Annotated in this window: 26 protein-coding genes; 17 read left to right on the top strand and 9 right to left on the bottom strand. The window is 71.0% G+C overall.

The genetic code is table 11. The annotated features are described in order from the left end of the window. The first annotated feature begins 91 nt into the window (after window positions 1-91). A complete protein-coding gene (locus FHR37_RS22315; protein WP_092882236.1) occupies window positions 92-400 on the top strand; it encodes a hypothetical protein in 309 nt (102 codons plus the stop codon). A gap of 33 nt (window positions 401-433) precedes the next feature. Here the strand turns inward: FHR37_RS22315 and FHR37_RS22310 are convergent, their stop codons facing one another. Then, window positions 434-1,204 (bottom strand): HNH endonuclease family protein, encoded by a 771-nt coding sequence (locus FHR37_RS22310; protein WP_202817957.1) that lies wholly within the window; start codon window positions 1,202-1,204, stop codon window positions 434-436. Between the two features lie 192 nt (window positions 1,205-1,396). On the opposite strand from FHR37_RS22310, the gene FHR37_RS22305 reads away from it, so the two are divergent. From FHR37_RS22305 to FHR37_RS22295, 3 genes are read left to right on the top strand one after another with little or no spacing between them, the layout of a single operon-like run. Further along, window positions 1,397-2,623, top strand: coding sequence for an SGNH/GDSL hydrolase family protein (locus tag FHR37_RS22305; protein WP_092882238.1), 1,227 nt, complete (start codon window positions 1,397-1,399; stop codon window positions 2,621-2,623). Beyond that, window positions 2,620-3,165, top strand: a complete 546-nt coding sequence (locus tag FHR37_RS22300; RefSeq protein WP_092882239.1) for a DUF1990 family protein — start codon at window positions 2,620-2,622, stop codon at window positions 3,163-3,165. Before FHR37_RS22305 ends, FHR37_RS22300 begins: the two co-directional genes overlap by 4 nt. A gap of 20 nt (window positions 3,166-3,185) precedes the next feature. Continuing rightward, entirely contained in the window at window positions 3,186-4,082 is an 897-nt protein-coding gene (locus FHR37_RS22295; protein WP_092882240.1) for a phosphotriesterase family protein, read from the top strand. A gap of 40 nt (window positions 4,083-4,122) precedes the next feature. On the opposite strand, the gene FHR37_RS22290 is transcribed toward FHR37_RS22295, so the two are convergent. The 4 genes from FHR37_RS22290 to FHR37_RS22275 form a co-directional block, all read right to left on the bottom strand. After that, window positions 4,123-5,418: an NAD(P)/FAD-dependent oxidoreductase gene (locus tag FHR37_RS22290; protein WP_092882241.1), complete on the bottom strand. Its 1,296-nt coding sequence runs from the start codon at window positions 5,416-5,418 to the stop codon at window positions 4,123-4,125. A 229-nt stretch (window positions 5,419-5,647) separates the two neighbouring features. Continuing rightward, window positions 5,648-7,042, bottom strand: coding sequence for a hypothetical protein (locus FHR37_RS22285; protein ID WP_092882242.1), 1,395 nt, complete (start codon window positions 7,040-7,042; stop codon window positions 5,648-5,650). Next, on the bottom strand, window positions 7,039-7,569 hold the full coding sequence (locus tag FHR37_RS22280; protein ID WP_092882468.1) for a SigE family RNA polymerase sigma factor: 531 nt from the start codon (window positions 7,567-7,569) through the stop codon (window positions 7,039-7,041). Before FHR37_RS22280 ends, FHR37_RS22285 begins: the two co-directional genes overlap by 4 nt. A gap of 126 nt (window positions 7,570-7,695) precedes the next feature. Next, window positions 7,696-8,067, bottom strand: coding sequence for a VOC family protein (locus tag FHR37_RS22275; RefSeq protein ID WP_092882243.1), 372 nt, complete (start codon window positions 8,065-8,067; stop codon window positions 7,696-7,698). Window positions 8,068-8,330: 263 nt separating this feature from the next. Between FHR37_RS22275 and FHR37_RS22270 the strand changes: the two genes are divergently transcribed. Both FHR37_RS22270 and FHR37_RS22265 read left to right on the top strand, forming a co-directional pair. Further along, window positions 8,331-8,891 carry a GNAT family N-acetyltransferase gene (locus FHR37_RS22270; protein WP_092882244.1) on the top strand — a complete coding sequence of 187 codons (561 nt, stop codon included), beginning with the start codon at window positions 8,331-8,333 and terminating at the stop codon, window positions 8,889-8,891. Between the two features lie 17 nt (window positions 8,892-8,908). Beyond that, complete coding sequence (locus FHR37_RS22265) at window positions 8,909-9,688, top strand: N-acetyltransferase (protein ID WP_202817958.1); 780 nt, start codon at window positions 8,909-8,911, stop codon at window positions 9,686-9,688. Window positions 9,689-9,700: 12 nt separating this feature from the next. Here the strand turns inward: FHR37_RS22265 and FHR37_RS22260 are convergent, their stop codons facing one another. After that, a complete protein-coding gene (locus FHR37_RS22260; RefSeq protein ID WP_092882245.1) occupies window positions 9,701-10,495 on the bottom strand; it encodes an SDR family NAD(P)-dependent oxidoreductase in 795 nt (264 codons plus the stop codon). Between the two features lie 200 nt (window positions 10,496-10,695). On the opposite strand from FHR37_RS22260, the gene FHR37_RS22255 reads away from it, so the two are divergent. The 3 genes from FHR37_RS22255 (at window position 10,696) to FHR37_RS22245 (ending at window position 12,249) form a co-directional block, all read left to right on the top strand. Beyond that, on the top strand, window positions 10,696-11,604 hold the full coding sequence (locus FHR37_RS22255; protein ID WP_092882246.1) for a Rho termination factor N-terminal domain-containing protein: 909 nt from the start codon (window positions 10,696-10,698) through the stop codon (window positions 11,602-11,604). Between the two features lie 21 nt (window positions 11,605-11,625). Next, window positions 11,626-11,805, top strand: a complete 180-nt coding sequence (locus tag FHR37_RS22250; protein ID WP_092882247.1) for a hypothetical protein — start codon at window positions 11,626-11,628, stop codon at window positions 11,803-11,805. 150 nt (window positions 11,806-11,955) lie between these two features. Next, window positions 11,956-12,249 (top strand): hypothetical protein, encoded by a 294-nt coding sequence (locus tag FHR37_RS22245; protein ID WP_092882248.1) that lies wholly within the window; start codon window positions 11,956-11,958, stop codon window positions 12,247-12,249. A 4-nt stretch (window positions 12,250-12,253) separates the two neighbouring features. On the opposite strand, the gene FHR37_RS22240 is transcribed toward FHR37_RS22245, so the two are convergent. Beyond that, window positions 12,254-13,072 (bottom strand): helix-turn-helix transcriptional regulator, encoded by an 819-nt coding sequence (locus FHR37_RS22240; RefSeq protein WP_092882249.1) that lies wholly within the window; start codon window positions 13,070-13,072, stop codon window positions 12,254-12,256. Between the two features lie 204 nt (window positions 13,073-13,276). Between FHR37_RS22240 and FHR37_RS22235 the strand changes: the two genes are divergently transcribed. From FHR37_RS22235 to FHR37_RS22220, 4 genes are all read left to right on the top strand, one after another. After that, window positions 13,277-15,388, top strand: coding sequence for an ABC transporter substrate-binding protein (locus FHR37_RS22235; protein ID WP_092882470.1), 2,112 nt, complete (start codon window positions 13,277-13,279; stop codon window positions 15,386-15,388). 109 nt (window positions 15,389-15,497) lie between these two features. Further along, complete coding sequence (locus FHR37_RS22230; protein WP_237768651.1) at window positions 15,498-16,436, top strand: phytanoyl-CoA dioxygenase family protein; 939 nt, start codon at window positions 15,498-15,500, stop codon at window positions 16,434-16,436. A 103-nt stretch (window positions 16,437-16,539) separates the two neighbouring features. Further along, entirely contained in the window at window positions 16,540-17,136 is a 597-nt protein-coding gene (locus FHR37_RS22225) for a TIGR03086 family metal-binding protein (RefSeq protein WP_202817959.1), read from the top strand. Continuing rightward, window positions 17,133-17,600, top strand: a complete 468-nt coding sequence (locus FHR37_RS22220) for an HIT family protein (RefSeq protein ID WP_092882251.1) — start codon at window positions 17,133-17,135, stop codon at window positions 17,598-17,600. Before FHR37_RS22225 ends, FHR37_RS22220 begins: the two co-directional genes overlap by 4 nt. Here FHR37_RS22220 and FHR37_RS22215 read toward each other — a convergent pair. Next, window positions 17,594-18,823, bottom strand: a complete 1,230-nt coding sequence (locus FHR37_RS22215) for a PEP/pyruvate-binding domain-containing protein (protein WP_092882252.1) — start codon at window positions 18,821-18,823, stop codon at window positions 17,594-17,596. The two genes, FHR37_RS22220 and FHR37_RS22215, sit on opposite strands and share 7 nt — an antisense overlap. 128 nt (window positions 18,824-18,951) lie before the next feature. Between FHR37_RS22215 and FHR37_RS22210 the strand changes: the two genes are divergently transcribed. The 4 genes from FHR37_RS22210 (at window position 18,952) to FHR37_RS22195 (ending at window position 22,337) form a co-directional block, all read left to right on the top strand. Continuing rightward, on the top strand, window positions 18,952-19,347 hold the full coding sequence (locus FHR37_RS22210) for an SANT/Myb-like DNA-binding domain-containing protein (RefSeq protein ID WP_092882253.1): 396 nt from the start codon (window positions 18,952-18,954) through the stop codon (window positions 19,345-19,347). After that, complete coding sequence (locus FHR37_RS22205) at window positions 19,344-19,979, top strand: transcriptional regulator (protein ID WP_092882254.1); 636 nt, start codon at window positions 19,344-19,346, stop codon at window positions 19,977-19,979. The genes FHR37_RS22210 and FHR37_RS22205 overlap by 4 nt, the downstream gene beginning before the upstream one ends. A gap of 199 nt (window positions 19,980-20,178) precedes the next feature. Beyond that, window positions 20,179-20,979 (top strand): tryptophan-rich sensory protein, encoded by an 801-nt coding sequence (locus FHR37_RS22200; protein WP_092882255.1) that lies wholly within the window; start codon window positions 20,179-20,181, stop codon window positions 20,977-20,979. Window positions 20,980-21,038: 59 nt separating this feature from the next. Continuing rightward, entirely contained in the window at window positions 21,039-22,337 is a 1,299-nt protein-coding gene (locus FHR37_RS22195) for an MFS transporter (RefSeq protein ID WP_092882256.1), read from the top strand. On the opposite strand, the gene FHR37_RS22190 is transcribed toward FHR37_RS22195, so the two are convergent. Further along, window positions 22,306-22,818 carry a mycothiol transferase gene (locus FHR37_RS22190; RefSeq protein ID WP_092882257.1) on the bottom strand — a complete coding sequence of 171 codons (513 nt, stop codon included), beginning with the start codon at window positions 22,816-22,818 and terminating at the stop codon, window positions 22,306-22,308. The two genes, FHR37_RS22195 and FHR37_RS22190, sit on opposite strands and share 32 nt — an antisense overlap. Window positions 22,819-22,970: the final 152 nt, after the last annotated feature.

The following is a 22,970-nucleotide window of genomic DNA, read 5'->3' as shown; positions in this document are numbered from 1 at the left end:
CCGACAGGCGTAGACCCCGAAAAGCGGTTAATCTGACCGGACACGGCGGCCAACGGAGGGTGGCTGTCCGGGGATCTAGGAGCGACAACCGATGAACGACACCCCGTTGTACGACCAGTTGGTCAACGAACGCCTCGGCCGGGGGCCGAGCGAGTTCGAGGGGCACGACACGTGGGACGACTCGGAGGAGGCGCGCGCCGCCTTCGAACGCGGCGCGGCGCACGCCCGCACCCGGCAGGAGGAAGGCGCCGGGGCGGACCAGGCCGACTCCGAGGAGCCGGCCGCCGAACCGAAGTCCGGTGTGGACGAGCAGGCCGGGGTGGACGACAAGCCCGGCGCGGACCAGAAGCCCGGCACGGACGACAAGCCCGGTCTGGCGAAGCCGCTCACCCCGGCCTGAGCCTGGCCCGCGGCGCAGGTCGGGTGCGGGCGGCTATCGGCACTGGGTGAGCATCATCGACTTGTCCGCGCGGGTGACGGGCAGGTCGTACTTCAGCGCCACCTGCCCGAACCGCACCGCGTACGCGCAGCGGATCGGCTTGTTCGGTGGCAGCCAGGACGCCGGGCCGGAGTCGCTCTTGGCGGAGTTCGTCGCGCCGTCGACCGGCATGAGGTTCAGCGGGTCGTTAGCGATCTGTTCGCGCCGGTCCTCGGTCCAGCGGGACGCGCCCAGCTGCCACTCGTACGACAGGGGTACGACGTGGTCGATCTGCACGTCCGACGCGTCGTGCTTGCGCCACGAGATCGCCCGGCCCGTGTAGGGATCGGCCAGCGTCATCGCCACCACGACGCACCTGGACCCGCGCCGGTAGCGCAGGTGCTGCCCGTCCCGGGCGAGCAGGTCGTTGCGGGTGTCGCAGCCGTTGCGGGCGAAGGGTACGCCGTCGGCGGTGTCGGTCCAGTCCGAGCCGAACCGGTCGCGGTCGTAGCCCGTCTTGGGTCCGCGCCCGGCGGTGCGCACCCTGGCGATCAGCCGCCGTGCCGCGCCGAGGTCGGCGGCCGAGGTGAGCGGGGCGAGGCCGGGTTTGGTGCCGTCGGGGTTGTCCAGCGGCTCGACGGCACGTCCGCCGGCCGCCGGGGCGGAGGTCGCCGATGCGGACGCCGACGCGGTGGCCGGATCCGTCGGTCCGCCGGCCGGGACCCCGTCGACCTCCAGGGTGCAGCCCGAGCCCGCGACGGCGCAGAGGAGGCCGAGGGCGGCCACCGCCGCCGTGACCCGGCCCCGGCGCCACGGCTGCCGTGCGTTCCGCGGCCTTCCTGTGCTCCGCGACCGTCCTTCGCTCCATGCCGGTCCCGTACGACGAGACCGTCGCCGGTCAGTTCCCACCTGCTCGTACACGCGCATCGACCACGATCCCTGGACTACGGTTGCCGCCGAGGATCATAGGAGGACGCGATGGCAGCGAACTTCCGGGACCACGTGCACGCGTTCCTGGCGGAGGCGGTGGTCGACCGGGCGGAGATCGACCGGTTCCTCGATCCGGACCAGCCGAAGTGGGCGAGGTTCGACGCCGAGCTCGGCTACCTGCCGCATCCGTCCCGGGTCCCCGACGGCGTGGACGACTCGGTGAGCACCTACCGCTACGGCGCACTCGGTGAACGCCTCGCCATCGCCTACGCCGACCGGCCGTGCCGGGTGAACACCTACGGCGACAGCTTCACCCAGTGCCACCAGGTCAGCGACGGCGAGACCTGGCAGGAGTACCTCGCCGCCCACCTCGGCGAACCCGTGCGCAACTTCGGTGTCGGCGGGTACGGCGTACTGCAGGCGTGCCGGCGGCTGCGGCGCGAGGAGGCCGGCGCCGCGAGCGCCGAGCACGTCGTGCTGAACATCTACCTGGACGACCACTACCGGAACCTGGACGCGTATCGCATGCTGCGGGTGGGCCGGCAGTGGTGGGATCGTTACCAGTCGTTGCCCACAAGCATGTTCCACGCCAACCCGTGGGACCACGTGCGCTTCGACGCCACCGGTGCGCTGGTCGACAGGCCGAACCCGTGCCCGACGCCGGAGTCCCTGTACGACCTGTGCGATCCGGACTTCCTGGTCGAGACCTTCGGCGACGACCTGGTGGTCCATCTGCTGGTGGGCCGGCGCACCGGGCGCTGGGACTTCCTCGCCGATCACCGGGAGACCGCTGCCGCACTGGGCCTGGACCTCGACGTCGGCGACGACGGCGGCGGCGATGCGAGTGCACGCGCGGCCGACGCGTTCTACGACCGCTGTGCGTTCCGTGCGTCGGCGACGCTGGTCGAACGAACCCGGCGCGACCTTGCCGAGCAGGGCAAGCGCCTGCTGGTGCTGCTGAGTTACCCCGGTGGCGATGTCGCGGACGCCTGCGCCGGAAAGGCCCGGCCGGACGAGGAGTTCGTCCGCCACCTCGACGACCTCGGGATCGAGTACGTCGACTCGCTGGCCGGCCACATCGCCGACTACCAGGCCTTCGCACTGTCCCCGCAGGACTACCGTGATCGTTTCTACAACGGCCACTACACGCCCGCGGGCAACCACCTCTTCGCGTTCATGGTGAAGCAGCGGTTCGTGGACTGGCTGGACCCGGCACCACCTGCCTATGCCGACAGAACGAGTCCGCTGTCGGTACGCGGAGAGGCGCTCGCGTGACGGTCCTTCTTCGCGTACCACCGCCGGCCGACCTTGCCCGCGCGGCTCTCACGTACCCCGAGGTCGGCGCGACCGCCGGTGCACTCCCGCCCGGCTACCGTCACGTCGCCCGGTCGGTCCGGGTCGGCCAGGGGCAGAGCTGCTTCGACCGCTGCGCCGACGCTCTGCTGGGCTGGGAAGTCCATCGCCGCGCCGGACTCGGTGTGTTCGCCGACCGGCCCACGGCCGGGCCCGGCGGGGTGGTGGCGGTCGTCATCGGCGTCGGCAGGTGGGGAGTCGTCGCGCCGTGCCGGGTGGTCCACCTCGTCGACGAACCCGACCGGCGTGGCTTCGCGTACGGCACCCTGCCCGGCCACCCCGAGCGGGGCGAGGAGAGCTTCGTGGTCTCCCGCGAGACCGACGGCACCGTGACGTTCACCGTGACGGCGTTCTCCCGGCCGGGCAACCTCCTGGCCCGCCTGGGCGGTCCGCTCGCGCGGCGGATCCAGGACCTGTACATCGGCCGCTACCTCAGGGCCGCGGCGGCGCTCGCGCAACCCTGACCTGCACTACGGTGCGAACCATGCCGAGCCCAGCGAAGCCGACACCGGCCGTGATCCCCGACAGCATCCTCGTGCACGAACACGTCCTGGTCGACTTCGGCGGTGTCGCCGACCCGCACGCCTACGACGCCGACGAGGTGTTCGCCGTCGCGAAGCCGAAGTTGGACGAGGTGTACGCCCTCGGCTGCCGGCGGCTGCTGGAGTGCACGCCGCAGGGCCTCGGCCGCGATCCGGTCCTCCTCGCCAGGCTGGCCGACGCGACCGGCGTCGAGATCGGCACCAACACCGGCATCTACGGCGCGGCGGACCGGGTTGGCGTACCTCCCTACGCCTACGAGCTTTCCGCCGAGCAGTTGGCGCGGCGGTTCGTCGACGAGCACACCCACGGCATCGCCGGCAGCCCCGGCGTACGCCCGAGCTTCGTCAAGACGGCAGTACGCGACGGCGCACTGGAGGACCTGGACCGCGCACTTGTCCGCGCGGCCGCGCTGACCGCCCGCGAGACCGGGCTGACGGTCGCCTCCCACACCACGGCGGGCGTCGCCGCGCTGGAACAACTCGAGATCTTCGCCGACGTGGGCGTGTCCCCGGGGCAGTTCGTCTGGGTGCACGCCCAGGCCGAGTCGGACGGCGACGTCCACGAGCAGGTCGCCCGTGCCGGAGCCTGGGTGGAGTTCGACGGTCTGCGTCCGGGTGACACGCAGTGGCAGCGAAGCTGCGTCGAACGCATGGCCGCGGCCGGTCTGCTCGGCCGCACGCTGGTCGCCAACGACAGCGGGTGGTGGCACGCGGAGGAGCCGGGCGGTGGGGAGTTCCTCGGCTACACGTTCGTGTACGACGAACTCCTGCCCGCGCTGGACGAGTCGTGGTGGAAGACCCTGATGGTCGACAACCCGGTGGCCGCCTTCGGCCGGTGAGCGGCGTCCGCGTGGCGGCGCTCCGGCGGGGGCGTGCAGGTCACTGCTGGTCGGACTCCAGCGGAACCGCGCTCGGGGCGACCAGCCCGAGCTTGACGACCTGCCGGCGCAACACCGCGTCGAGCGCCCAGTCGGTGGCGATGCGAACGCGGTTGGCCGGCACGCTCAGCAGGTGGTAGCCCTTCGTCACCGCTGCCGCGGGTGCGCCCGAGAGCGCGACACCGAGCGGGTTGGCGGCCGCGGACAGGCCGCCGAGGTCGACGACGAAGCCGAGGTCGTGATGCTTGTACGGCTTCGGGCGCCCGTCGCCGAACGACGCGGCGACGTTGCGGGCAACGGCCTTGCCCTGGCGTTCGGCGTGCTGGGCGGTCATCGCGGTCACCTGACCCGGCCTGGTCAGGTCGGGTACGGAGGCGGCGTCCCCGCAGGCGAAGACCTCCGGGCGGCCCGGGACGCTGAGGTACTCGTCCACCACCAGGCGGCCGTTCTCGGTGGGTTCGCCGAGGTTCTCGATGAGGGGGTCCGGGCGTACGCCGACACACCACACCAGGGTCTTCGTGGGCACGAACTCGCCGTCGGACAGTTGCACACCGTCGGCGGTGGCCTTCTCCACCGACGTGCCCGTACGGACTTCCACGCCACGCTTGCGGAGAGTGCGGTCGGTGGTCGCGGCCAGGCGCGGGTCGAGCCCCGGCAGTAGCCGGTCGGCAACGTCGACCAGCAGCCAGCGCACCTGGCTCTCGTCCACGCCGTTCTTGGTGCGCGCGACCTGCCTGGTCAGCAACTGTCCCTGCGCGGCCACCTCGGTGCCGGTGTATCCCGCGCCGACGACGACGAAGGTGCACCGCGCCTCGCGTTCGGCGAAGTCGTTGCAGGCACCGGCCAGCTCGATCTGCCCGATCAGATGGTCGCGGAGGTAGAGCGCCTCGCCGACGCTCCGGAAACCGTGTGCGTACTCACTCACACCGGGGATGGGCAAGAGCTTGTTGACACTGCCCGGCGCGAGGACCAGCCGGTCGTAGGTGATCTCGTGCCGGCCTTCCTCGGGGTCGACGTAGCTGACCGTACGGGTGTCCAGGTCGACGCCGTCGACGGTCCCGAGCGTGAGGCAGGCGTCCCCCAACGTCCGGGACAGCGGCACCGAGACCTGGCGCGGGTCGAGGACGCCCGACGCGACCTCCGGCAGCAGGGGGAGGTAGAGGAAGTAGTCGGTGGGGTTGATCACGATGACCTCGGCCCGGCCGCGAGCGAGGCGCTGCAGCTCCCGGGCCGCGTGGAACCCGGCGAATCCCGCGCCCACCACGACGATCCGCGGGCGGCGGTTCGGCTCCGTCATCTCGGGCTCCCTCAGGGGGTCGACTACCTGCCGTGCCTGCGACCCTACGGCACCGCCCAGGTTGTTTCGAATAGGTGCCCGCACGTCGGGTAGGCCCGGCACGAGCGGACAAACGGGGTCCCATGGATGCGGGTGGGCTGCCGTGACCTGACCGGCAGCCCACCCGCGTGCTTCACGTCCCGCCGGTCCTTCCGGGCCGGCTCACTCCACTCGGCTCACCCCACTCGGCTCACCGGACTTTCCGGTGGAGGGTGGACGGGATGTCGAGGCCGGCGTACGACGCTGTCACCGCGGGAACGGGCCGGCCGGACCAGACGACCTTTCCGTCGGTGTCGGACAACCTCACCGCGATGCGGCCCTCCGTCGAGGCCGGGACGTCGGCGCCGGGACAGGCGCGGGCGTGCAGGAAGCCGTCGCGGACAGGCACCGTGGCCACTGGCCGCCCGCTCACGAGGACCTGCGCGGACCGCACGGTGGACAGGTTCGGCGGGACGAAGGCGTGGACCTTGCAGAAGTCGGTCCAGACGTACGGCGTTCGGTCGGCGTCCGCGGACGGGATCGCCCCCACGGCGTCGAGCGCGGGACTGGCCAGCACCTGGTCGCCGCGGCCGTCGGGGTGCTCGTCGCCGAAGACGGCTCGAAGAGTGCCGCCGCCCCGGATGCCCAGGGTGAGCCCCACCCACAGCTTGCCGTGGCCCTCGCGGTACCGCCACGGGACCTTCACCGAGGTGATGTCGCCCGGATGCAGTGCCACCGACTCCAGTTCGGCCACGGAGTCGGCGAGCTTCGGCACCGGCCGGCCGGTGGCGTTGAGCACCAGCGTGCGCAGAGCGCGCGACGCGACGGGCGAGCCCTCCAGGTGCTCGGTGATCACCGACCGCAGGTCCGAGGTCACCTTGCCGTCCTTGACGGTACGGAGCCGGATCGTCCGCGAGGCCGGCGCGTCCGTGGAGGCGACGAAGGTGTCGTTCTCGTACGTCATCGGTTCCCACGTACGGGTGATGCTGCCGTCTGCGGCGAACTTCTGCGCGGGGGAGTACTGCACCTCCTCGGCGCCGGGAGCGGTGAGGGCGGTGACGATCGTGCGCTGCCCGTCCGGCACGGCGAAGCCGATCAGGTCGCGAGTCGACTCGTGCGGGAACGATCCGGGCAGCCGGCGCAGGCTTCCCCGTGCCCCGATGCGGAAGTTGAGTCCGCTGAGCGAGTCCACGACCACCACCCGCCGATCCCCGACGTCACCCGCGTAGAGGACGTGCACGGCGGCCGGGGAGGAGCCGTCGATCTGCGCACCCCAGCCGCGCACGCGGTCGAGGTAGGCCTCGTCGCCGGCCAGCGAGCCACGGGTCGGCCAGGACTTCCGCGCACCGTCCACCGCGGCGAGCCGCGCCTTGGCCGCCTGGAACGAGTCGCCGAGCTGTGGCAGCGCCCGGGGCAGACCGATGGCGGCGGCGGCCAGTGCCGCCGCGACCACGACCGCGGTACGGCGCGACCGTTGCCGCCGGCGGCGCCGCATCACCTGCGGGTACGGGTCGGCGTACGGGCCGGCCCAGGCCACCGTGGCCGCTCGCCGGTTCAGCTCGGCGCGGAGGTTCTCCTCGATGTCCCGTGTCTCGATGCCGGTCATGCCGACACCCCCCTGGTCATCCGGATCGTGTACGTGGCCTCGTCGGTGAGCCCGGCACGCAGCCGCGCGAGTCCCCTGGACGCCTGGCTCTTGACCGTGCCCGTCGAGCAGCCGAGAACAGCCGCGATCTCCGCCTCGGACAGGTCCTCGAAGTACCGCAGTACCAGCACCGCGCGCATCCGTGGCGGCAGCGACCGCAGTGCCTGCCACAGTTCGTCCCGCAGATCCGAATGCGCCGTCGCGTCCGCGACCGTGCGCTCGGGGACGTCGGCGACCGGCGACTCCCGGAAGTGCAGTCGCCGTCGCCAGTGCGAGCTGGCCAGATTGACCAGCACCTTGCGAACGTAGCGTTCGGGCTGATCGCGGTTCTCCAGCCCGGACCACCGCCGGTGCGTGCGGACGAGCGCGCTCTGCACGAGGTCCTCGGCGTGCCCGTGGTCGCCGACGAGGAGGTACGCCGTGCGCAGGAGGGACGTCCAGCGCAGGGCGACGAACTCCCGGAACCCTTCTTCGTCCTCCGCGTTCACCTCAAGGCCCCTTCCCGTGCCGGTGGACACCCTCACAGAGCACCGGCCGGCACGGAAAGGTTGAGTCCTGAGCGGAAGTTGTTCGCTGGTTGGGGATCTCGGGCGTCATCCGAGCTCGCCGGGAACTCAGTCGGGGACGCTGGTGAGGATCTCCATGTTGTGGCCGTTGGGGTCGTCGAAGTAGACGCCCCGCCCGCCCCAGCGGTGGTTGATCTCGCCCTCCTGGTGGTGACCCGGGTCGGCGTAGTAGGTGAGTCCCGCCCTCTGGATCCGCTCGAACGCGGCGTCGAACTCGTCCTCCTCGACCAGGAACGCGCAGTGCAGGTGCTGGAAGTCCGAGGCGTTCGCGTAGTCGAGGGTCACGCCGTTGCTGACGGTCAGGGGTACGAACGGCTCGCTGTCCTCGCCGACGGGGACGCCGAGGATCGAGCCGAGAAACTCCGCGGACGCGCGCTTGTCGTGGGCGGGAACGATGATGTGGTTGAGCTGGATGCTCATCTGGTCTCCTTCTGCGATCACCTTCTGCCAGGCCCTGTCCGGGACGTGGCGAGTACCGGCTTTCGAATCTAGACGGCGTGGCCGTGATCGGAAATCCCTTTGCCACCTGCACGTGCCACTCGCCACCATGCGGGTGATGCGCTCGCGATGAGTTCGGTCTCACCCCGTGGTCCGCGCCGTGACCGCCGCCCCTTCTTCGGGCGATCCGGTCGGCGGCGGACCTGACCATGCCTCGTCCCGACGCAGCCGGACAGGAATCCCGTATGCCCACTTCGTTCCACGTCCGCGACTACCGTGACGCCGACGCCGCCGGCTGGTTGCGGTGCCGCCTGCTCAGCTTCTTCCCGACCGACTACTACGACGACGTGGTGACCCGGCGGCCGTCCTACGACCCGCCGGCGTTGCGCCGGGTTGCCATCGACGGTGCCGATGTCGTCGGCCTGCTGGACGCGACGATCTCACCGCCGCGGGCGACCATCGAAGTGCTCGCCGTCCATCCCGACCACCAGCGACTCGGTGTCGCCTCCGCCCTCCTCGCCGTGGTGGTCGGCGACCTTCGCCCGTACGGCGTTCGTGAGCTCGACGCCTGGACGCGTGAGGACGTCGCCGCCAACGGGTGGTACCACCGGTCGGGGTTCGTCGAACGGTTCAGCTACCTGCACGTCTACAAGGGTTTCTCCGACGACGGTGCGGGCTTCACCTGTCCGGATGGGCTGACCGGCCCGTTCCTCGCGTACTGCCAGGCGCCACGCGAACTCGAGACCTCCGTACGAGCAAGGTTCTCCCGGGTGTACGTGTGCCGCCAGTACGTCCGGGAGCTGTGATGTCGCCACGGATGCTCGTGACCCGAACGCTCGAGTCGGGGGTGACGATCGAGATCAGCACGGTCGCGGAGCGGCCGGAGTTTGCCCACCCGGCTTACGAGACCGGCTGGTGGCCTGAGTTCATGCGGCACAACCACGTCGCCGACGCGTACTACTGGCGGGCGGGTGAGGAGTTCCGCCGTACCTGCGTCGTCGCGACCGAAGGTCAACAAGCGATCGCGTACGGAGTCGCCGTCCCGTTGACCCTCGGCGGCAAGGATCGGGAGACGTTGCCGGACGGGGGTTGGGAGAAGGCGACAGTGTGGGCGTTCCACGACGCCGCCAACCCCGATGCCGTACCCGACTCGGCCTGTGCGCTGGACATCAGTGTGGCCGGATCCCTTCGCGGACAGGGAGTTTCCGGCCTGATGCTGCGGGCGCTGCGGATGGCCGTTCGCGACGCGGGGCTGTTCCAGTTGGTGGCGCCGGTGCGGCCGACCTGGAAGGACCGGGAGCCCCGCACGCCGATGACGGCCTACGCCGCTCGCGTGCGTTCTGACGGTCTCCCGTACGACCCGTGGCTGCGCACGCACGTGCGGGCCGGCGGGCAGGTCGTCGGTGTCGCACCCGCCTCGTGGGCGGTGCACGGATCGCTGCGGCAGTGGCGGGAGTGGACCGGTTTGCCGTTCGACCGGACCGGCGACGTCGACGTGCGGGGCGCGCTCGTCCCGGTGCACGTCGACCTGGACGGGGATCAAGCCGTGTACGTCGAGCCGAACGTGTGGGTCCGGCACGACGTACGGGACCGAGGTCGGTAGTTGCCGGGCTGCTCAGGGCAGGATCGAGTCGACGTACCCGCCGTCGACGCGCAGGGCGCCGCCGGTGGTAGCGGACGCGTAGGGCGAGGCGAGATAGACGACCATGTGGGCGATCTCCTCGGGCTCGATGAGGCGCCGGATCAGGGACTGCGGGCGATGCTTGATCATGAACTCGCGCTGTGCCTCGTCCCAGGGCAGCTCGTTGCCGACCAGTTCGCGGACGAAGCCCTCGACGCCACCGGTGTGCGTCGGACCGGCGATGACGGAGTTGACGGTCACGCCCGTGCCGGCCGCCTCCTTGGCGAAACCGCGGCTGACGGCGAGCAGCGACGTCTTGGTCATCCCGTAGTGGATCATCTCGGCGGGGATGACCACGGCCGAGTCGCTGGCGAGGTTGAGGATGCGGCCCCAGCCTCGCTCCGTCATGCCGGGCAGACAGGCGCGGATGAGGCGGACGGCGGAGAGGACGTTCACCTCGAAGTAGCGGCGCCATTCGGCGTCGTCGATCTCCAACGGGGCGGCGGAGCCGAAGATGCCGAGGTTGTTGACCAGGATGTCGATCGTGGGGGCGGCCTTCAGTACGGCCACGGCGCCCTCCTCGGTCGCCAGGTCGCCCACGGCGGTGATGACCTCGCCGCTGCCGGAGTCGGCACGCACCCGCTCCACCGCGTCGGCGACGCGTTCCGCACCCCGGCCGTTGACGGCGACCCGAGCTCCGGCGCGGGCGAGGCCGACGGCGATGGCGTATCCGATGCCCTGGGTGGAGCCGGTGACCAGGGCGGTGCGTCCGGAAAGGTCGATCTGCACGATGGTTCCTCCTCGTCGAGCCTGCGTGGTTCACGTCCTTCTGTCGTCCGTGCGCCGACGGATACGTACCGGAAACCGTGCCGCAAGGGACAGTTGACAGTACGCCCGGCCGGCATGCGGAAAGCCAACGCGGAGGAATGTCGGACAGTAGCTGGGTACGCTGAACGGAACCGGGGGTGCTGCGAACGCGTGGGGGAGAGATGGCGCGAAGTGGGGCAGTCCACTGGCTGTCGGAAAAGGTGACCACCGGGGTCAGGGAGCTGCCGACGAACGTCACGTGGGTGGTGTCGCAGGCGCTCCACCCGTCGGACGGATCCACCGACGGCGACGGGGGCTCCGCGGGCCGCGCCACGGCCGGCGAGCGAGGCAAGCTGTCGTTGACAGGGGATTCGCTGGAGTCCCGGCTGAAGCGGGCCCGGTCGGCGAGTGAGAAGGCTGAGCGGGCCGAGCAGGAGGCGCTCGCGGAGGCGAGCCACGCCAAGGAGCTCGCCGACGCCGTACGCAGGACGAACGAGCAGGGGCGGGCCCGCGTGCGCGACGCGAAGAGCGAGGCGGCCGAGGACGTACGCCGCCGGTTGGAGCAGGCCCGTGAACGCGCCGACGCGATGGTCGAGAGTGAACGTGAACGTGCCCAGGCCGACGCGGATGCGGTCGTCGGCAAAGTGGGCGAGCAGTTCGAGGACGAACTCGACAGGAGCCGGGCCAGGGCCGAGGCCGCACAGCAACGCGCGCAGGAGAAGATCGCGGACGCCACCCAGCGACTGGCGCAGGCCCGCCAGCTCGCGGACGAGGCGGCCGAGGCCGCGCAGGCGGCCGCCGAGGCGGCCCGCAGGAAGGCGGAGGAGCTGGCGGCCGGTGAGGTGCGGCGCAGGGCGGCGCCCAAGGAACGCCGGGCGGCCGAGGCGAAGGCGGTGCAGAAGAAGGTGGCCGGTTCGGGTGCGCAGGTGGCCCGGCGGCTGAGTTCGGGACGTACCGAACAGGACCTCCGGTCGATGACCAAGGCAGAACTCACCGACCTGGCCGGCGCACTCGGTGTGGAGACCCGAAGCTCGATGAACAAGCAGCAGCTGCTGCGTTCGGTACGACGGGCGGCCCGCAAGGCGGCCTGACATCTCGGCGGGGGGACCAAGATGAAGCTGTTGCACCGGAAGAGCAAGTGGGAGCAGGTGAAGGAGCCGGTGGTCGCGAAGGCGAAGGCGACCGCGGCGGACAAGCGGACCCTTCGCGGCGGGCTGATCGCGGTGGGCGCCGCCGTCGGCGTGACGGCGGTGAGTTCGGCCATCTCCTCACTCCGGAAGAAGAAGGCGTGAGGCTGAGGCTGCGAACTGTCGCGGTGTTCGCCGCCGGCTACGTGCTCGGAACGAAGGCGGGGCGCGAACGCTATGCCCAGATGGTCGAGGGCGTACAGCGGGTGGCGCGGGAATTCCAGGAGCGTCAGGCGGCGCGGGTGGCGGAGCAGAGTGGACCGAAGCGTCCGCGTCGTTCCCGAGCCGGATAGCGGTTTCGGTTCCGGCGTACTGGTCGAGGCGCAGATCCGTGCCCGGCTGCTGGAGCTGCCGCTGCTGCGCCTGGACGCCGAGGTCGTCGTGACGCCGGCCGCCGCGTTCCGGGACCTTCTCGCCGGTGCGATGCAGGCCGGTGGCGGGGCTCCCGACTCCGCCCGCACGTCCCGGCGGCCGGGTGCCGCGCTCGCGGACGCGGTGTCCCTGACCGACCAGAGCGCCGCCACTCTCCACCGCGCGAAGGCCGGGTAGCGCATCAGGACGTGCGTGGTCGCTGCTCCTGTGCCCGGAAGTCCCGGGGTGCCATACCGGTCCGCCGGGTGAACAGCCGCGAGAAGTACGCCGGGTCGTCGTGACCGACCCGGCGGCCGACCTCGGCGACGGTGAGCTCCGACTCGGCCAGCAGCTCCTTGGCGCGGTTGAGCCGGATCCGCAGCAGGTACTCCTTCGGTGAGCAGCCGCCGTCGCGGCGGACCACCCGGCGCAGTGCGCTCACCGACAGCCCCGCCCGGCGGGCGTGCTCGGCCACCGACCATGGCCGGCAGGCGTTCTCCCGTAGCGCCGCCAGCACCAGATCGTCGCGGCGGTCGTCCCGCTGGTCCTGAACACCCAGGATCAACGTGTGCACGGCATGTGCGGCCTCCACCTCGGCGCGGGCGTACTCGCCTCGGCAGGCGGCGAGCAGGTGGTCCATCGCGGTGCGGGCCGGGAACGGGTCGGTGAGCGGGACCACCGGTTCGGTCCGGGACAGGTAGCCGAGCTCCTCGTACGCGTCGACCGCCGGCCCCTCGAACAGCGTCCAGACCTCCTGCCAGCCCGGGCCGTCCGGACCGTAGGAGTGGCGTACGCCGGGAAACAGCCAGAACAGGCTGGGCGCGGTGATCGCCACCCGCCGGCGGCTCTCGCCCCACTCCAGCCAGCCCTCGCCGTCGACCACGAGCACGGCCGCGTGGGAACGCAGCACCCGAGGTGGGCACGGGTCCAACTCCAGCTTGTGGCCGGCTCCCAGGCACGCCAGTCCGAGCCGGCGCTGGACCGGGGTCGGGGTGAGGTAACGCGACCATCCCTGGACCACAGCACCCCTCCGTCCACGCCGCGCCCGCCGCGGTCCTGCCGCGATCCTGCACTGTCGCACGGGCCGTCGGCCCCGTCCACGAAAGTCCATGAAGGTGATCGGTTTGTCCATGTCTTCGCAGGTCGCTCCGGAGCAGACTCGCACACGACGTCGGAGACGAAAGTCCCAACCGCCGCGCGAGCCGTCGGCAGATCAGGAGTGATCATGGATCCGGGTTCCGGTCTGAGCAGGCGTGGGTTCCTGAGGGCGTCCGCGGCCGGCGCGGCCACGGTCACGCTGGCGGCGTGTCAGGCGGGCGGCGAGGCGGGCGGCCCGCCCACCAGGGCAGCGAAGCGCAGCAACGCCAAGGGGTCGGTCACCAAGCCGCTGCCGGTGCCGGACCGCCTGCACGAGGCTCCCGCGCTGGCGGCGCGGGTGAAGGCCGGCAGCCTGCCGCCGCTGGGCAAGCGCGTCCCCGCCTCGCCGTACGTCGTACCGCACCGCTGGCAACGTCCCGGGAAGTACGGCGGAACCTGCTACCTCACCGCCTCCACTGCCGACGACGCATCCATCGGCCAGTACATGTACGGCCACTCGATCGTGCGCTGGCTCAACGACGGCATGGACGTCGGCCCCGGGCTGGCACAGAGCTGGGAGCCCAACGACGACTTCACCCGGTGGACCTTCCACTTCCGCAAGGGTCTGCGATGGTCCGACGGTGCTCCCTTCACCACTGCCGACATCATGTACTGGTGGAACGACACGGTCCTCAACGCCGAGCACCCCGAGGTGCCCCCGGAGGAGGCGGTCTCCGGCAAGGGGACAGTCGCGAAGATCACCGCGCCGGATGAGTTCACCCTGGTGCTGGAGTTCGACAGTCCGGCCGCGGACACCCCCGACCGGCTCGCGGACACCGTGAACCGCAGCGTCGGCGCCGACTGGTTGCTTCCACACCACTACCTCCGGAAGTTCCACCCGAAGTACAACCCGAAGATCACCGCCAAGGACTGGTACGTCGAACACGACAACAAGGCCAACCACCTGTCGAATCCGGACTGCCCGGTGACCACCGGCTGGCACCTGACGACCTACCACGAAGGCCGCAACGCCGTCTGGGAACGCAATCCGTACTACTGGTGTGTGGACCAGGCCGGCAACCAGTTGCCGTTCATTGATCGCATGGTCTGGACTGCCGTGAAGGACCAGGAGGTGATGAAGCTCCAGTACACCCAGGGCAAGGCCGACTTCGCCGAGGGACAGCACACCAACATCGACCTCGCCGACGTGGAGGGGCTCAAACAGGCCGCCTCGCGCACCGGCGTGCAGGTGTGGTTCTGGGGGAGCGGCTCCGGCAGCGGCTCGATGTTCTTCTTCAACTACGACTATCCCGACGCCGCGATGCGCGAGCTCATCCGCAAGCCCGAGTTTCGGCAGGCGCTCTCCCATGCCTACAACCGTGCGGACGTCCGCAAGGCGCTGTACTACAACACCGGTGAGCTGACCACCGGGACGCTCAGCCCGAAGGCGCCGGAGTTCCAGGTGAACGCGGAGAGCAGGAAGCTGTACCGCTCCTGGCGGGACTCCTACGTGACCTACGACCCGGAGAAGGCGAAGGCGATCCTGGACCGGATCGGCGTGGTCGACAAGGACGGCGACGGCTATCGCGAGAAGCCCGACGGCAGCAAGCTCGTCGTCCGGCTGGACTATCCGGCCGACACCGCGAAGGCGAACATCCGCAAGAACGACTTCCTGCGTAAGGACTGGAACGCGGTCGGGATCCGCACCGAGATCAATCCGGTGGCTCCCACCGCGTGGTCGGACATGTGGAGCCGCGGCGAGCTGATGAGCAACACCGCCTGGGAGATCGGCGGCGGCGGCATCATGAGCTGGCCGTCCTGGGTGATCCCGACGATCCCCGACACCTGGGCGCCGTTGCACGGGCAGGCCTACATCATGCGCAGTGGTGACCCGGCCGCGCTGCGCAAGGAGCGCGACGTGAGCCCGTGGAAGCGGCACCCGCCGTGGGTGCTGCCGGAGAAGGGCGGTCCGGTCGAACGCCTGTGGAACCTCTACGGCCAGGCGCGGCTCGAGACCGACCCGCTGCGCCGCAACCGGCTGCTGTGGGACATGGCCAGGGTGCACATCAAGGACGGCCCCTTCTTCCTCGGCGTGGTGGCCGACTACCCGCAGGTCATCCTTGTCAAGAAGGAACTCCAGAACGTGCCGCGCCGGGAGAACCTCTTCCTGGGTGGGCAGATCAACACCTGGGACATTCCGGTGCCGGCGATCTACGAGCCCGAGGCGTGGTTCTGGAGTGATCCGGACAACCACAGCTGACGGGTCCCGGCCCGCACGATCACACCGCACGATCACACCGCACGATCACGCCACACGCTCGCACTCGGACGTGTACGCCACAGAGCCGACCCCGGAAGGAATGGTCCCCGTGACCGCGCCGACACAGACCCCGACCGCGCACTGGCCGCGCCTGTCCTCACGAGGACGCGAACTCGACCCGGCGCCGACCTCGCTGGGACAGCTGCGCGACTCCACCGACGTCCTCGGCGATCCGGTTGCCCTGCGGGAGCGGATGATCGAGGACGGGTACCTCTTCCTGCCCGGCTTCTTCGACCCGGCCGCCGTGGCCGGCGCCCGCAGGAGTGTGACCGACCGGCTGCACGAGGAAGGGTTCACTGATCCGGCGTTCCCTGCCGACCTCGCGGTCGCGCCGGCCGACTCGAACCTCACGTTCAAGCCCGATCTCGCCCATGACAACCCGGCCTTGCACCAGCTTCTGTACGGCCAACAGCTGTTGGGTTTCTACGAGTCCCTGCTGGGCGGCCCGGTCCGGCACTACGACTTCACCTGGATGCGCGCGGTCGCGCCGGGCCGGGGCACGGCGCCGCACGGGGACGTGGTCTTCATGGGCCGCGGAACCCACGACGTCTGCACCGCGTGGGTACCGCTCGGCGACGCGGACTTCGAACAGGGCGGGCTGATGGTGCTGGAGGGATCGCACCGGCGGGCCGAGATTCGCGACGACTACGCCCTTCGCGACGTCGATACCTACTGCACGAACGAAGATCGTGCAGCCGACTCAGGCGCCGACGGTGAGCAGCCGCGCTGGAACGGCAGCCTGTCCGACGACCCGGTGGAGGTGCGCGAGCGACTCGGTGGCCGCTGGCTGACCACGCAGTTCCGCGCCGGTGACCTGCTGACGTTCAGCATCTACCTCGTGCACGCCAGCCTGGACAACCGTTCGAACCGGATCCGGCTGTCGTCGGACTCGCGGTACCAGCTCGCGTCCGAACCCGTCGACGAACGCTGGATCGGCGAGGCGCCCGTCGGCCACGGCCCGGAGGCGAAGCGCGGCCTGATCTGCTGAGCGCGGGGCGTGGACATCGCCGGGCCGGTTGGGCAGGGTGTGTACGACGTGGTGGGTACGACAACGGGTGCGTACGCCCCACACGACCTTCGGGGAGGCCCACGTGAACGGTGTGTACGACCTCGGCCCGGCGACCCGCCGGCTTTCCGCGCTGGTGAGCGGGGTCCGCGACGACCAACTGCGGGCGCGCACTCCGTGCGAGGCCTACACCGTAGGCGACCTGCTCGACCACATCCGCGGCCTGTCGATCGCGTTCGCCGCCGCCGCGCGCAAGTCACCGCCAGGTAGTGACATCGCAGGAGGCGCCGCGCAGTTCTCGGTCGACAACCTTCCGGCGGACTGGCGGGAAACCATCCCGCGACAGCTGGAGGAACTCACCACGGCCTGGGCCGACCCCGACGCCTACGAGGGGCAGACGCAGGCCGGCGGCCTCACCCTTCCCGCCCAGGTCGCCGGCATGGTGTCGCTGGAGGAGGTCGTGCTGCACGGCTGGGACCTCGCCCGCGCGACCGGCCAGCCGTTCGACGTCGACGAGGAGAGCGCGAAGGTGGTGTTCGAGTTCACCTCGATGTCGGCCTCCTCCGAGCAGCTGGCCAACCGGGAGGGGCTGTTCGGCGCGGTGGTGGACGTCCCGGCCGGCGCCCCGTTGTTCGACCAGGCACTCGGTCTCAGCGGCCGCGACCCGAACTGGTCCGCGTGAGCCCGGGCGACTGCTACCCCTGCGATCGCGAGGCGGAGTTCGACCGGCTGCCGCCGCGGGAGGTGGTCGGCCACGACGACCACTGGCGCGTCGTGCACGCCACCGGCAGCGGACTGCTCGGCTGGCTGGTTCTGGTGCCGCGCCGGCACGTCATGGAGCTGGCCGACCTGACCGCTGAGGAGGCGGCCGGCCTGGGCACATGGCAGCTCCGGTTGGCGCGGGCGCTGGCGGCGGAGCTGGGGACGCCCAGGACGTACGTCGCGGAGTTCGGCGAGGCACCCGGATTCCACCTGCACTTCCACGTCGTACCACGTCCTGTCGACCTCGACCCTGCCCTTCGCGGCCCGAAGGTCTTCGGTCTGATCGGGCGCGACGAGGCCGACGAGGTGAGTGCGCACGAACGCGACGCGTTCGCGCTGCGGCTCGCGGACCGCCTGCGTACACAGGCGAACTCCCTTCAGTGACGTACGGGTGTGACGACGCCCGCGGTGCCGTCGACGGTGAGGAGTTCACCGTCAAGGATTCTGGTCGTGGCGTCGGGTACGCCGAGCACGGCGGGGATGGCGTACTCGCGGGCGACGATCGCGGCGTGGGAGAGTGCCCCTCCGGTCTCGGTGACGACAGCGGCCGCGATCCGGAACAACGGCGTCCAGGCCGGGTCGGTGTAGCGGCAGACGACGACGTCGCCCGGCTGGGTGCGAGAGAAGTCCGAAGGGCCGCGCAGGATCCGCGCCGGTCCCGTCGCGGTGCCGAGGCTGCCGGGAATCCCCGCCAAGGTCGAGGTCGTGGGTGTGCCGCCGGGTAGACCGGGGAGCGGTGCGGTGATTGGGCGGGCCTGGACAATCCAGACGCGGCCGGCCGCGATCGCCCATTCGACGTCCTGGGGAACGCCGAGCACGTCGGCGATCCGGTGGCCGACCGCGGCGAGCTCGGCCACGGTGGGGTCGTCCAGTACGCCGCGCCCGCGCTGGGATTCCGGGACGGGGCGGCGGGCGACGCCGGCTCCGTCACGGTCGAGCCGGGTCGGCTTGTCCGGAGTGAGACGAGTGATCCGCCAGGTCGCGCCGACCTCGTAGCTGTCGGGGGTGAGCGTTCCGTCGGCCACGCTGGGTCCGAGCCCCCAGGCTGCTTCGATCCGCGTACTCGTCCGCGTCCGGTCGGGGGTGAACATCACCCCGGACATCTCCGCTTCCACCAGCCGCTGCACCAGCACCGCCATCGGGACGCCGCCGGGTTCGTCCGGCTCGTACGACGGGTGGAAGCGCCCCCGGTAGCCGGCCACCCGATCCGAGCCGGCAGAACGCCAGCACGTGGCGACGGCATCCAGCACCGCGCGGGTGCCGCGTACGGCCAGGACGGTTTCGTACTGCCCGGCGGCGGAGGCCGCACGGCCGTCCTCGTTCGCGGCCGACGAACGCACCGCCACCGGCGGATCGCCCAGCTCCGTGAGCTTCCGCGACACGTGCTCCGCCAGCAGGTCCGGCATCGTCCACTCACCACCACCACCACCACGACCGTCCGGACGAGCCTGCTCCGGTGCCGCGGCGCGCGCGGCTCGGTACGCGTCGAAGGTCACGACGAAGCCGTCGGGGACGGGGAAACCGTGCCGGAGAAGCGTCGCGAGGGTTGCCGCTTTCGCACCGCATGTGTCCGGGGTGGCTGCGGCCAGTGAGGTGATCACACGCATCGTCCTCTCCGCACCGTTCCGTCGGCCGGGCCGTTGTCTGCCGGTTGTCAGTCAGCGCTCGTTGTCCACGAAGACAGCCCTGTCAACATTTTGTTGACAACATTGTGTTGATTGTTCAGGATGGCCGCATGGAACGCAAGCACGACCCGAGCCGCACCTCGGCCGGTGGCCACGCCGGGATGCACCGCGAACGGGACGCACGGCAGCGCCTGCTCGCAGCCGGCGCCGACGACCTGAGCCCGCCCCCGTGGAGGCCTGCCCCCGTACCACCTTCCGCTGTCGACCTCGTGCAGTTCGCGGTCTGGCGATCGGCCGACCTGGATCCGGACGACCTGCTGAGCGCGCTCGCGCTGATGCCAGCCGCGCGGGCCGAGATCGAGGGCGTGGAGGCGGGCCTGCTGTTCAGCGCCAGGAGCGCCGGACTGACGTGGGCCCAGATCGCCGACGCCATGGGGTTCCGGTCGCCACAGGCCTGCCAGCAGCACTTCGGCCGGCTCAACGCCAAGCGGGACGATCGGCCATGACGCGGCACTCCTCGCCGGAACTCCTCGTACTCCATGGAGTACGCCTGCTCGGGTTCGCCGACACGGTCGAGGTCGCCGGACGGTTCGCCCTCGACCCGGCGGACACGGCACGCACCCTGGCCGTGGCGCAGGAGCGTGACTGGGTGCAGCACACTGCCTTCGCCGATCTCGGCGGATGGTCCCTGACCGGCGACGGCAGGGCCGAGAACGAAAGACAGCTCGCTCGGGAACGCGCCGTCGCCGACCCGGACGACGTGATCGGATCGACCTACCGGGAGTTCCTGCCACTGAACGCACGTCTTCTGCGGGCCTGCACCGAGTGGCAACTCGCCCCCTCCGGCGGCGCCACCCTCGCGACCAACGAGCACACCGACCCGGACCGGGACGCGCGGATCCTCGACGAACTCGCCGCCCTGCACCGCGCGATGGTCCCGCTGGTGGACCGGCTCACCGGCGTGCTCGCCAGGTTCACCGGCTACGACTCGCGCTTCGCCGCCGCGCTCCGGCGCGCCTGGCACGGCGAGCACGACTGGGTCGACCGCACCCACGTCGACTCCTGTCACCGGGTCTGGTTCCAGCTGCACGAGGATCTGATGGCGACCCTGGGCATCGACCGCGGCGCCGAACACTGACCTCACCGGTCGGGGCCGGCCTGTCAGCCGGAGTCCGTGAGGCTGTCCGGCCCCGTGCCGGCTGCCCGTCGGCTTGGGTGTTCACCGGGCAACGGCTACGGTCGGAGGTGGCCGGCACGCAGGCCCTCATCGACGCGTACGACCGAACGGCGGCCTGGCAAGGCAGCCTTGACAGGACAGACTTGACGGGGGTGGTCCGGTGTCGACCGAACGAGCCGAGGGCGCGAAGCCGGCGACGACCGACCTGCTGCGTGCGGCGGCGGTCCTGCTCACCGCGGTGGGACAGCTCGTGGTGGGGTCACTGGGCGGGACCGGCGCGATCGGTGAGTCCGTCGGCACGGTCGCCCGCGCCAACGACACCCCGATCCTGCCCGGCGGCGCGGCGTTCGGCATCTGGTCGCTGATCTACCTCGGCATTCTGGCGCTGGCCATCTACCAGGTGCTGCCGCGCCAGCAGGTCCGCGAGCTGCACCGGCGTACGGGCTGGTGGCTGGTCGCCGCCGCGATCCTCAACGCCGGCTGGGTTTTCGTCTACAGCGCGCGCCTGGTCTACCTCGCTCAGGTCGTCATCGTCGCCCTGCTGGCCTGCCTCGCGGTCGTCCTGCACCGGCTGTCCGGGATGCCCGCACGGTCGTGGCGGGACCGGCTCTTCTTCTACGGTCCGGTGATGCTCTACGCCGGCTGGGTGAGCGTCGCGACGGTGGTCGGCGCGGCCTCCACCGGTGCGGCGGCCGGGTTGCCGGGGTCGGGCCCGGGCGCGGTCGCCGCGGGGTCGGTCGTGCTGCTCGTCACCGCCGCGATCGCGGTGCTGATCGTGCGCGCCGCGCGGGCGGTGGTGCCGTTCGCGGCAGCCGTGGTGTGGGCGCTGACCTGGATCGCGCTGGCCGGCGCGGGAGTGCCCGTGACCGCCTGCGCGGTGGTCGCCGCCGTGGTCGTGGTGGTGGCCGGGGCCGTGCGGATCCGCAGGGACCGCGTGCCCGTCGCCGCCGCGTTCGGCTGAGGCCGGCCTCCGCGCACGTCCGCACGACAACGGGTACGGCTGACGCCGGTGACGCACAGGTGAGGGGACGGCGGTGGCGCCGCACGCCACGGCACGCCGGGCTCGGGCGGGACTTCCACACCCTGCTGGCCGCCACCACGGTCTCGAACATCGGCGACGGCATCGCGGCCACCGCCGCGCCGCTCCTGGTCGCCTCGGTCACCACGAACCCGACGCTCGTCGGGCTGGCGGTGTTCGCCCAGCAGGTGCCGTGGCTGCTCTTCTCCGTGGTAAGCGGTGTCTTCGTCGACCGGCTCGACCGGCGCCGGCTGATCGTCGTGGTCAACCTCGTCCGGGGTCTGGTCGTCGCCGCTCTGGCGGTCGCCGTCTGGCGCGGCGAGGCGACCATCGCGGTCATCTACACGGCTGGGTTCCTGATCGGAACGTGCGAGACGCTCGGTGACAACGCCTCCTCCACGATGGTCCCGGCGGTGGTGTCCTCGGTCGACCTACCGCGTGCCAACTCCTACCTGCAGAGCGTGTTCCTGCTGGTCAACCAGCTCGCCGCGCCACCGCTCGGTGCCGTGTTGTTCGCGACGGCGGCGGCGTTGCCGTTCGGGGTGAACGCCGCGACGTTCGTCGGGGCGGCGGCGCTGGTGGCCACGATGCGGAGCGCGGGACGTAGGCCTGTGCCCGGGCCGGTGACCGGGCCGGTGACCGGGCCGGTGACCGGGCCGTTGGCAGCGGTGTCACGCCGGACCATCCGTACCGACATCGCCGACGGCATCCGCTGGCTGTGGCGGGAGCCCACCATCCGGATGCTGATGGTCGCCCTGTGCCTGATGAACGTCACTCTGATGGCCGGATTCTCGATCCTGGTGCTCTACAGCCGTGAGCGTCTCGGCCTGAACGAGTTCGGCTACGGCCTGCTGGCGACCGCCATCGCCGTCGGTGGCCTGCTGGGTGCGCTCGTCGCACCCAGGCTGCAGGCACGGTGGAGCAACTCGGTTCTGCTGCGCACCGGCCTGCTGGTCGAGACGCTGACGCACGTGGGCCTGGCCCTGGCCACCACCGCGTGGATGGCCGGCCCGGTCCTGGTGGCGTTCGGGGTGCACAGCTCGATCTGGGGCGCGGTGACCGTGACCCTGCGCCAGCGCGCCGTGCCCGAGGAGCTGCGCGGCCGGGTGCAGGGCGCCTTCCGGATGTTCTCGGTCGGCGGCAGCGCCCTCGGCGCGCTGGTCGGCGGCCCGATCGCCGCCTGGCGGGGTCTCGCCGGACCCTTCTGGCTGTCCGCGGTGGCGATGGCGGTGCTGACCGCGGTCGCCTGGCGGCCGTTCGGGCGGCGGCTCAGCTACGGCGTTCGGCCACACCGCGGATGAACGCGGCCTGGCCGGCGTGCTGAAGGTCGTCGTTGATCACGCTGACCAGCCGTACGGCAAGGGTCACCGGCGGATCCCAGGCCTCGTCCACCACGCGCGGAAGGTCATCGTCGCCGAGTCCGCCGACGTAGGCGACGGTCGCCTGGTGGACGGCGTCGTAGTACCCCGTCAGCAGGTCGGCCGACTCGACCCGCACCTGCGCGACCTCCTTCGGGCTGTTGCCGTACCCCGTGGCGGACGGCTCGAAGGGCAGGTCGAAGCGCTCGAACCAGCTGTCGGCGGTCCAGACCTGTTCGGTTCCCGCGGCGTCGGCGATGTGGTCGTCCTGCACCCGGGTCAGGTGCCAGACCAGCCAGGCGATCGAGTTCGCTTCGTCGTCCACGCGGAACGCGAGCTGCTCGGCGGACAGGCCCTCCACGGCCTGGTGAACCGTCTCGCGGACCCGGTCGAACGCGTCCACCAGCAATTCCGAACTGGACATCCGGTCACTCCTCCGGTCGTCGGTCTGCTTCGTGCTGCCTGGTTGTGCTGCCTGGTTCGTGCTGTCTGGGTGGTGCTGTGTGCTGTGCTAACTGTCGTGCTCCGGCAGCGGCCCGGCAAACCCCGCGAGGCCCAGCCGCCGCGAGACCTGTC

This window comes from Actinopolymorpha cephalotaxi (assembly GCF_013408535.1).
GTDB lineage: Bacteria > Actinomycetota > Actinomycetes > Propionibacteriales > Actinopolymorphaceae > Actinopolymorpha > Actinopolymorpha cephalotaxi.
The sequence above is the reverse complement of the archived record's forward strand: the minus strand, read 5'-3'. Positions and strand labels throughout refer to the sequence as shown.

Excerpts from the sequence above, each read along its gene's own strand:
- FHR37_RS22315 (WP_092882236.1), top strand. The coding sequence starts at position 92 with ATGAACGACACCCCGTTGTACGACCAGTTGGTCAACGAACGCCTCGGC.
- FHR37_RS22305 (WP_092882238.1), top strand. The coding sequence starts at position 1,397 with ATGGCAGCGAACTTCCGGGACCACGTGCACGCGTTCCTGGCGGAGGCG.
- FHR37_RS22295 (WP_092882240.1), top strand. The coding sequence starts at position 3,186 with ATGCCGAGCCCAGCGAAGCCGACACCGGCCGTGATCCCCGACAGCATC.
- FHR37_RS22290 (WP_092882241.1), bottom strand. The coding sequence starts at position 5,418 with ATGACGGAGCCGAACCGCCGCCCGCGGATCGTCGTGGTGGGCGCGGGA.
- FHR37_RS22285 (WP_092882242.1), bottom strand. The coding sequence starts at position 7,042 with ATGACCGGCATCGAGACACGGGACATCGAGGAGAACCTCCGCGCCGAG.
- FHR37_RS22275 (WP_092882243.1), bottom strand. The coding sequence starts at position 8,067 with ATGAGCATCCAGCTCAACCACATCATCGTTCCCGCCCACGACAAGCGC.
- FHR37_RS22270 (WP_092882244.1), top strand. The coding sequence starts at position 8,331 with ATGCCCACTTCGTTCCACGTCCGCGACTACCGTGACGCCGACGCCGCC.
- FHR37_RS22255 (WP_092882246.1), top strand. The coding sequence starts at position 10,696 with ATGGCGCGAAGTGGGGCAGTCCACTGGCTGTCGGAAAAGGTGACCACC.
- FHR37_RS22250 (WP_092882247.1), top strand. The coding sequence starts at position 11,626 with ATGAAGCTGTTGCACCGGAAGAGCAAGTGGGAGCAGGTGAAGGAGCCG.
- FHR37_RS22235 (WP_092882470.1), top strand. The coding sequence starts at position 13,277 with ATGGATCCGGGTTCCGGTCTGAGCAGGCGTGGGTTCCTGAGGGCGTCC.
- FHR37_RS22215 (WP_092882252.1), bottom strand. The coding sequence starts at position 18,823 with ATGCGTGTGATCACCTCACTGGCCGCAGCCACCCCGGACACATGCGGT.
- FHR37_RS22210 (WP_092882253.1), top strand. The coding sequence starts at position 18,952 with ATGGAACGCAAGCACGACCCGAGCCGCACCTCGGCCGGTGGCCACGCC.
- FHR37_RS22205 (WP_092882254.1), top strand. The coding sequence starts at position 19,344 with ATGACGCGGCACTCCTCGCCGGAACTCCTCGTACTCCATGGAGTACGC.
- FHR37_RS22190 (WP_092882257.1), bottom strand. The coding sequence starts at position 22,818 with ATGTCCAGTTCGGAATTGCTGGTGGACGCGTTCGACCGGGTCCGCGAG.